The organism is Rhodococcus sp. 05-2254-2 (assembly GCF_002259095.1).
GTDB lineage: Bacteria > Actinomycetota > Actinomycetes > Mycobacteriales > Mycobacteriaceae > Rhodococcoides.
The window spans coordinates 146,868-155,265 of sequence record NZ_NOZJ01000002.1; the positions used below are offsets into that span (position 1 = coordinate 146,868).

7 protein-coding genes and 1 pseudogene are annotated in these 8,398 nt (G+C 65.1%); 4 read left to right on the plus strand and 4 right to left on the minus strand.

Going from position 1 to position 8,398, the window contains the following annotated elements; all coding sequences use genetic code 11:
- Nucleotides 1-85: 85 nt before the first annotated feature.
- From pstS to pstB, 4 genes are all read left to right on the plus strand, one after another.
- Entirely contained in the window at nt 86-1,183 is a 1,098-nt protein-coding gene (pstS, locus tag CH283_RS04700; RefSeq protein WP_094639307.1) for a phosphate ABC transporter substrate-binding protein PstS, read from the plus strand.
- A gap of 87 nt (nt 1,184-1,270) precedes the next feature.
- On the plus strand, nt 1,271-2,308 hold the full coding sequence (gene pstC, locus CH283_RS04705; protein WP_094639308.1) for a phosphate ABC transporter permease subunit PstC: 1,038 nt from the start codon (nt 1,271-1,273) through the stop codon (nt 2,306-2,308).
- Nucleotides 2,309-2,311: 3 nt separating this feature from the next.
- Nucleotides 2,312-3,220 carry a phosphate ABC transporter permease PstA gene (pstA, locus tag CH283_RS04710; RefSeq protein ID WP_094639309.1) on the plus strand — a complete coding sequence of 303 codons (909 nt, stop codon included), beginning with the start codon at nt 2,312-2,314 and terminating at the stop codon, nt 3,218-3,220.
- Between the two features lie 37 nt (nt 3,221-3,257).
- Complete coding sequence (gene pstB / locus CH283_RS04715) at nt 3,258-4,034, plus strand: phosphate ABC transporter ATP-binding protein PstB (protein WP_032395896.1); 777 nt, start codon at nt 3,258-3,260, stop codon at nt 4,032-4,034.
- 137 nt (nt 4,035-4,171) lie between these two features.
- Here pstB and phoU read toward each other — a convergent pair whose 3' ends face one another.
- The 4 genes and pseudogenes from phoU to CH283_RS28630 form a co-directional block, all read right to left on the minus strand.
- Nucleotides 4,172-4,846 carry a phosphate signaling complex protein PhoU gene (gene phoU / locus CH283_RS04720; protein ID WP_094639310.1) on the minus strand — a complete coding sequence of 225 codons (675 nt, stop codon included), beginning with the start codon at nt 4,844-4,846 and terminating at the stop codon, nt 4,172-4,174.
- A 66-nt stretch (nt 4,847-4,912) separates the two neighbouring features.
- A complete protein-coding gene (locus CH283_RS04725; protein ID WP_094639311.1) occupies nt 4,913-6,853 on the minus strand; it encodes an LCP family protein in 1,941 nt (646 codons plus the stop codon).
- A gap of 118 nt (nt 6,854-6,971) precedes the next feature.
- On the minus strand, nt 6,972-8,111 hold the full coding sequence (gene dusB / locus CH283_RS04730) for a tRNA dihydrouridine synthase DusB (protein WP_068049864.1): 1,140 nt from the start codon (nt 8,109-8,111) through the stop codon (nt 6,972-6,974).
- Nucleotides 8,112-8,247: 136 nt separating this feature from the next.
- A pseudogene (locus CH283_RS28630) lies at nt 8,248-8,398 on the minus strand (acyl-ACP desaturase); the annotation flags it as partial.

Here is an 8,398-nt window from a genome sequence, read left to right on the forward strand (position 1 = left end):
CTTTCGAGCCGGCACCCACACAGTCACAGCGCGGCCGATCAGGTCCGAGCCGTGGACACGGCCCAAGATTCCTCGGAGGAAACAGGTGAACCTCAAGCGCAACGGTGCTCTCATGAGTGCAGTGGCCATCAGCGCCATGTTGCTGACCGCATGCGGTAGCGACGCGAACGTCGAAACCGTCGGCGCGGACGATTCTTCCGCCTCGTGCGAGGGCAAGTCTCCGCTCACAGGCGAAGGATCGTCTGCTCAGCAGAACGCGATGTCCAACTTCACCTCGGTCTACTCGAGCGTCTGCTCGGGCAAGTCCGTCGAGTACACCACCAGTGGCTCGGGCAACGGTCGTACGCAGTTCGTCGCCGGTCTGGTCGACTTCGCCGGCTCCGACTCCGCGATCAAGGACGAGCAGGCAGCCGAGGCGGCCACCCGCTGCGACAGCAACCCGGCATGGAACCTGCCGCTGGTCTTCGGGCCCGTCGCAGTGGCCTACAACCTCGACGGCGTCGACAGCCTGGTGCTCACACCCGATGTCACCGCACGGATGTTCACCGGCCAGATCACCACCTGGAACGATCCCGCGATCGCCGCCCTCAACGAAGGCGTCGACCTGCCGTCCACCCCGGTCACCCCGGTCTACCGCTCCGATTCCTCGGGCACCAGCGACAACTTCCAGCGCTTCCTGTCCGACGCTGCCCCGGAGGCATGGACCCTCGATCACAGCTCCGACTGGGCCGGCGGCGTCGGCGAAGGTGCCAACGGCTCCTCGGGCGTCGCCCAGGCCGTGTCCGGGACTCCCGGCTCGATCACGTACGTCGAGTTCGGCTTCGTCGAGCAGGAAGGCCTCAGCGCCGCGAACATCGACTTCGGCAATGGCCCGGTCGAGCTGAGCACCGAGAGTGCTGCCGCCGCCATCGACGCCGTGACCTTCTCCGGTGAAGGCAACGACCTGGTGCTCGACCTCGACACGCTGTACGCCAGCAACGAGGCCGACAGCTACCCGTTGGTGCTCGCCACCTACGAGATCGTCTGCTCGGCGGGCTACGACGCCGACACCTCGGCAGCAGTCAAGTCGTTCCTGCTCAGCGCCGCGAACGAGGGCCAGCAGGGCCTCGAAGAAGCCGGCTACGTGCCGCTGCCGGACCGCTTCAAGGAGCGTCTGATCACCGCCATCGAAGCAATCGCCTGATTAAATGAGACGTAATCCTGCTTCGGCTCGCGGCAACGCGAGTCGAAGCAGGACCGTCCTCGACCTCCACACGAGACAGTGAGCGGTATGAGCGACACCCACTCGATGACCGGCGTCCCCTCCGCGGCTTCTGTGCCCTCCGCGGGTGCCGCGCACAAACCGGAAGAACCACAATTGTCAGACAAGAAGAAATCGGGGACCGTCACCCGCCCCGGTGACAGGATCTTCTCCGGCCTCGCCACGGGCTCGGGTATCTTCATCATCGCCCTGATCGCCGCTGTCGGCATCTTCCTGATCTGGCGCGCGATCCCCTCACTGTCGAACAACACGGTCAACTTCCTGACCTACAACGGTGCCTGGGACACGACCAACACCTCGGCCATGGTGTTCGGTGTTCTCGATCTGTTCCTGGTCACCGTCACCGTGTCGTTGTTCGCGCTGGTCCTCGCGATGCCTGTCGCCCTCGGCATCGCCATCTATCTGACGAACTACGCGCCCAAGCGAGTCGCGGGACCGCTCGGTTACGTCATCGACCTGCTGGCCGCAGTCCCGTCGATCGTCTTCGGTCTCTGGGGCCTGTACGTCCTCGCGCCGGTGATCAGCCCGTTCGCCGAGTGGCTGAACACCAACCTGGGTTGGTTCCCGCTCTTCGGTACCGGGTCGGTCTCCATCGCCGGCGGCGGCACCATCTTCACCGGTGGCATCGTGCTCGCCGTCATGATCCTGCCGATCATCGCCGCCGTCACTCGCGAGGTGTTCATGCAGACGCCGAAGGGGCAGATCGAAGCCGCTCTCGCGCTCGGGGCCACTCGCTGGGAGGTCGTGCGCACCACGGTCATTCCGTTCGGAAAGTCCGGTTATGTCAGCGGCTCCATGCTCGGCCTCGGCCGCGCTCTCGGTGAGACCATCGCGCTCTACATCATCATTCGCAGTACCCAGTCGACCTTCGGCGGAACGTTGTTCGACGGCGGTTCCACCTTCGCCACGAAGATCGCGCTGGCCGCGGGCGAGTTCAACAACCCGCTCCAAGCCGGTGCCTACATCGCCGCGGGTCTGGTGCTCTTCGTCCTGACCTTCGTCGTCAACGCCGGTGCTCGCGCCGCCATCGCCGGAAAGAAGGACTGACCCATGACCGCAACCATGGACAAGCCCGTCAAGGAACCCACCTTCCAGGGCGTCAGCGCTCGGCGTAAGGCGTCCAACCTGTCGGCGACGATCCTCGTCAGCCTCTCGGTGCTGGTGGCTCTCGTCCCGTTGATCTGGGTGCTCTACACGGTGATCTCCCGCGGACTGTCCGCAGTCGTGTCGCCCACCTGGTGGCAGAACTCGCAGGCCGGCGTCACCCAGTTCATCGCAGGTGGCGGTGCGTACCACGCCATCGTCGGAACGCTCCTGCAAGGACTGTTCTGCGCCGTCATCTCCATCCCGATCGGCATCTTCGTCGCCATCTTCCTCGTCGAGTACGGCGTGGGCACGCGCCTGGCCCGAGTCACCACCTTCATGGTCGACATCCTCACCGGTGTGCCGTCCATCGTCGCGGCCCTGTTCATCTACGCGCTGTGGATCGCCACCTTCGGATTCCAGCGATCCGGTGTGGCGGTCGCATTCGCCCTCGTGCTGCTGATGATCCCCGTGATCGTGCGCTCGGCCGAGGAAATGCTGCGCATCGTTCCTCAGGATCTGCGCGAGGCGTCCTACGCGCTCGGCGTGCCGAAGTGGAAGACCATCGCCAAGATCGTCATCCCCACGGCGCTCTCCGGCATCGTCACCGGCATCATGCTCGCCCTGGCCCGCGTGATGGGTGAGACGGCGCCGGTGCTGATCCTGGTGGGATCTGCCACCGCCATCAACTTCAACATTTTCGAGGGGCCGCAGACGTCTCTGCCGCTCATGATGGTCGACCTGCAGAAAGCAGGAACCGGCGTGCTCACCGCTGAGCGCATGTGGGGAGCAGCCCTGACGCTGATCCTGATCGTCGCAATACTCAACATCGGCGCGAAGTTGGTCTCGAAGTTCTTCTCGCCCAAGAACTTCTGACCCACCCGACTCCAGCGAATCCTAAGGAACGAAGAACATGGCAAAGCGTCTCGATCTCAAGGACGTCAACATCTACTACGGCAAGTTCCATGCCGTCTCCGACGTCACTCTGGCCGTACCGCCGCGCAGCGTCACCGCGTTCATCGGACCGTCCGGCTGCGGTAAGTCGACCGTCCTGCGTTCGCTCAACCGCATGCACGAGGTGACCCCCGGTGCACGCGTCGAAGGTTCGGTGCTGCTCGACGGCGAGGACATCTACGGCAGTGGCGTCGACCCGGTGGGTGTGCGCCGCACCATCGGCATGGTCTTCCAGCGCCCCAACCCCTTCCCGACGATGTCGATCCGCGACAACGTCGTCGCCGGCCTGAAGTTGCAGGGCGGCCGCGGCAAGAAGGAACTCGACGAGATCGCCGAGCGCTCGCTCAAGGGTGCCAACCTCTGGAACGAGGTCAAGGACCGCCTCGACAAGCCCGGAGGCGGCCTCTCCGGCGGACAGCAGCAGCGTCTGTGCATCGCTCGTGCGATCGCCGTCTCGCCCGACGTTCTGCTGATGGACGAGCCCTGCTCGGCTCTCGACCCCATCTCCACTCTCGCCATCGAGGATCTGATCCAGGAACTCAAGCAGGACTTCACGATTGTGATCGTCACGCACAACATGCAGCAGGCCGCACGGGTGAGCGATCAGACCGGCTTCTTCAACCTCGAGGCGACCGGCAAGCCCGGCAAGCTCATCGAGATCGACGACACCGAGAAGATCTTCTCCAATCCGACGCAGAAGGCCACCGAGGACTACATCTCCGGCCGCTTCGGATAACCACACACGAACGAAAGAACCCCCGTCGAGCGAAAGCTCGGCGGGGGTTCTTTCGTGGGTGTCTGCGCTCGTTGTTCCGACGAGAAAGCCGAGTAGCGCTGCAGCGCAGCGCCACTCGGTCTCGGCGAGGGTGGGTACTACGAAGTGGGGATGTTGTTGTGGCTCAGGTCGACGGGTAGCTCACCGGTCACCAGGAAGATCACTCGACGGCCGACCTCGACAGCGTGATCGGCGAAGCGCTCGTAGAAGCGTCCGAGCAGAGTCACGTCCACCGCAGCAGCGACGCCGTGGCTCCACTCGCGGTCCATCAGCACCGTGAAGAGGTGACGGTGCAGATCGTCCATCGCCTCGTCCTCCTCCTGCAGCTTCGCAGCGCGCTCGGGATCGCGGGTCTCGAGGACCTCACGGGCCGACGCGCCGATCTGAACGGCGAGGCGACCCATCTCGGCGAAGTACCCGTTGACGACCTCGGGGAGAGCATGGTTCGGGTGCCTGCGACGAGTGATCTTGGCGACGTGCAGTGCGAGTGCGCCCATGCGATCGATGTCGGCGACGATCTGGATGCCGGCCACCACCGAACGGAGGTCGCCTGCGACCGGAGCCTGCAGGGCGAGAAGGGTGAAGGCCTTCTCCTCGCACACCGCACTGAGTTCGGTGATCCTGTCGTGTTCGGAAATGACCTGCTCGGCGAGTACCAGGTCTGCTTGAAGGAGGGACTGCGTGGCCTTTTCCATGGCCGCACCAGCCAGGCTCGCCATCTCTCCGAGGAGATCGGCAAGCTCGTTCATCTGTTCGTTGTAGGCGACGCGCATGAGCGAAGTTTAGTGGGTCACACCGACCAGTTCCCTGTCCCGAGGGTTAACGGAGCATGAATGAACTCAGGCGCACGTGTCGTCAGCGGCGTTGGTGTACGAGAGATCCTCCGGAAGGGGCGCACTCTGGGTGGTGCCCTCGACCTGAGTGGGATCGATTTGGGTGCCGAATGCTGTCGGGAACTGGGTGTATCCGGGATAGTTCGAGCCGAGCACGACCTCGACGACGTTGTTCAGGCTCGGTGCCAGCTCGATGGCCGCGCCGGGTATCGCCGACGCGACGGTCGCCGCAGCCGCCTCCTGATCCTGGGAGTAGCGCACCACGGTCTGGGCCGCGGTGCCCGAGAAGTTGCCGACCGTCAGGATCTGGAATCCGTAGACCGCGAGTTCGTCGGATGCCGTCTGAGCCATCCCGGCGATGTCGGATGCGTTGGACACCTGCAGGGAGACGGTTGCCGGATCGACGGCCAACAGCGGCGCGTCGGGTACGGCGGCAGGTGCGGGCTCTTCGGGTGTCACCGGCTCCGCGCGTTCCTCACCGGGCAACGGAGCGTCGTCGATGATGGCCTGGAAGATCGCACCGATCGCGTCGTCGTTGGGGATCTCGTTGCCGTAGTCGTTGGTGCCGGTGGTGGGAATGGTCAGGAAGGTCACCGCACCGGCGTCCACGTTCTGCAGCGAGCGCCCCAGCGTCACCAGGTCCTGAGTCTTGACGTTCTCCACGAAGGTGTCCGAGGTGAACGCGTTGACGAATCCGTTGAGCTTGCCGGGATCGAGCAGCACGTTGTTCGAGAGCGCGGACCTCAGAAGCGACGACAGGAAACGCTGCTGTCGCTTGATGCGGCCGTAGTCGCCGTTGCCCTCGGACTCGACGTTGCGCGCTCGAACGTAGTTCAGTGCGGTGCGGCCGTCGATGCGCTGTGTTCCGACGTTGGGGAGGACGTCACCCAATTCGTAGTCGATCAGCGGCTGCGCGGTGCAGACCTCGACGCCACCGACCTCGTCGACCATGGACTCGAATCCGGCGAAGTCCATCCCGACGAAGTGTCCGATACGCAGGCCGGAGATCTTCTGGATGGTCTTGACCAGACACTTGGGGCCGCCGAGAGCATAGGTGGCGTTGAGCTTGTCGCCGTATGCCTCGGGGAACATCTCTCCGGTGTAGGTATTGGTGTCGTTGTCGAACTGCTCGCATTCCGGCCGCGTCACATCGAGATCACGGGGAAACGAGACGGCGACGACGCGGCTGCGGTCGGCCGGGATGTTGACGAGCATGACCGTGTCCGAACGGGCTCCCTCGGCGTCGGCGACGGTGCCGGCACCCACCTCGCCGCTGGCCCCGGTGCGGGTGTCGGTGCCCACGATCAGGTACGTCTCGTCGCCGTATTGGCCTTCGGCGTCGACGACGTCGGTCGAATCGGGATCGAGTGCGGCGACCTGGAGAAATCCCTGATCGGTGTTGCGGAGATATCCCCACACCACTCCGGTCAGGGCCACCGCCAGGATCGCGACGAGAGAGACCAGGCTTCGGCCGATCATCCGCACCCGACGGCGTCGACGCACCCGGCTCATCGCCAACCGTGTCAGAGCCGGGCGATCCGTTGCGGGCGCACCCACCGGTTCCGGTGCCGCGTGCGGCGGCGGAGTCGGCGGTACTGCTCGGGCAGGCGGGGGAGTGGAATCGGTGATGGGGGCGATGACCTCGGTCGGCTCTTCGACCTCGGGACGGTCGTCCGGCACCCGCCGCGTCGATCCCGAGCGGGACATCTTGTCCACCAACTCGGCGACCGAGACGGTGTCGGCGTTACGCGGCGATCGTTTGCCGAGCCTGCCACTGTCCCCGGGCTGCGGCGGTTGCTCCTCGTCCGGTGTTGCAGGCTGCTCGGAATGAGGTGGGCGCTGCCCCGACCGTCCGATTGAGCCGGTTTGTCTGATTGAGGACAGCGGTCGCTCCCATGGGGCGCGACCCTCGGGCACAGACGGGCCCGACTCTCGATCGTCTCCCACGAATTCGAACCTGGCCTTCCATCACACGCACACGCCGCCTGCTCGGCGATCCCAGCCATAGTACTGACTCGAGCGGCATGGTCCACTCGTGCGAGGTCGGCGGCTGGTCAGCTGCAAATCAGCCGCCGGAGTGCATCAGGTCGGCACCGGCGGGCACGCAGACGTCCTCGGGATCGTCGAGCCAACCGTCGGGCAGCGACACCGCGCCGGGTGAGCCCTGTCGACCACGGGGGCCCTCGGCGTCCTTGGGAAACGGAACGGTCGGATCGAGTTGCGCCAGAAGGTCGTCCAGCTCGGTCAAGGTCGAGACCAATGCCATCGAGACTCGAAGGTCGGATCCGGCCGGGAATCCGCGCAGGTACCAGGAGACGTGCTTGCGCAGCTCTCGCAGGCCCTTCTTCTCGCCGTGATGCTCGGCGAGCAACTCGGCATGCCGAGCGATGATGGTGGCCACCTCGCCGAGGGTGGGTGGAGTTGGTTCGGGTCGACCGTTGAGGCGGGCGCTGAGTTCGGCGAACAGCCAGGGCCTACCGAGGCAACCACGCCCGACGACGACGCCGTCGCAGCCCGTCTCCGCCATCATGCGGACCGCGTCGGACGCGGAGAAGATGTCGCCGTTGCCCAGGACCGGGATGCCGGAGACATGTTCCTTGAGTCGAGCGATCTCGTTCCAGTCGGCGGTTCCGGAGTAACGCTGCGAGGCGGTTCGGGCGTGCAGGGCCACCGCCGCTGCGCCCTCGCCTGCGGCGATTCGTCCTGCATCGAGATGAGTGTGGTGGTTCTCGTCGATGCCGACGCGGAACTTGACGGTGACGGGAATGTCGGTGCCCTCGGTGGCCTTGACGGCAGCCGCGACTATGCGGCCGAACAGGTTTCGCTTGTAGGGCAGTGCGGCACCGCCGCCTTTTCGGGTGACTTTCGGAACCGGGCAGCCGAAGTTCATGTCTATGTGGTCAGCCAGATCGTCGTCGACGATCATTTTCGCGGCGGCGTACGTGGTGTCCGGATCGACGGTGTAGAGCTGCAGCGACCGTGGAGTTTCGGTCGGGCCGAACGTCGTCATGTGCATAGTGGCCGGCTGCCGTTCGACGAGCGCTCGCGCTGTGACCATCTCGCAGACGTACAGACCCGAGGTACTGCCGGCCCGCTCCAGCTCCTGCTCCCGGCACAGGGTGCGGAACGCCACATTGGTGACGCCGGCCATCGGTGCGAGGACGACGGGGCTGCGCAACTCCAGCGAGCCGATCTGCAGTGTCATGAGGGAAGCCTTTGGAACGGAGGGAACGTGATCATGGTGACATCGGTGGGCCGGGGACAGCGGTCGGAAGACAGATCCCGGAAAACAGTGGTGCCCGGCACCGAAGTCGGTACCGGGCACACCAGCCGATCTGAGCTTACGACGCGCGTGCTTCGGCCTTCGCGCGTTCGCGGGCGAGGGACCGATCGCGCATCTCCTCGAACTTGGTGGCCTGCCGCTCGAGGTCTTCGAGGAATGCGGCGAGTTCTTCGCGCTTGTTCTCCCCGCGTGCGGTGAAGTCGTTGCGC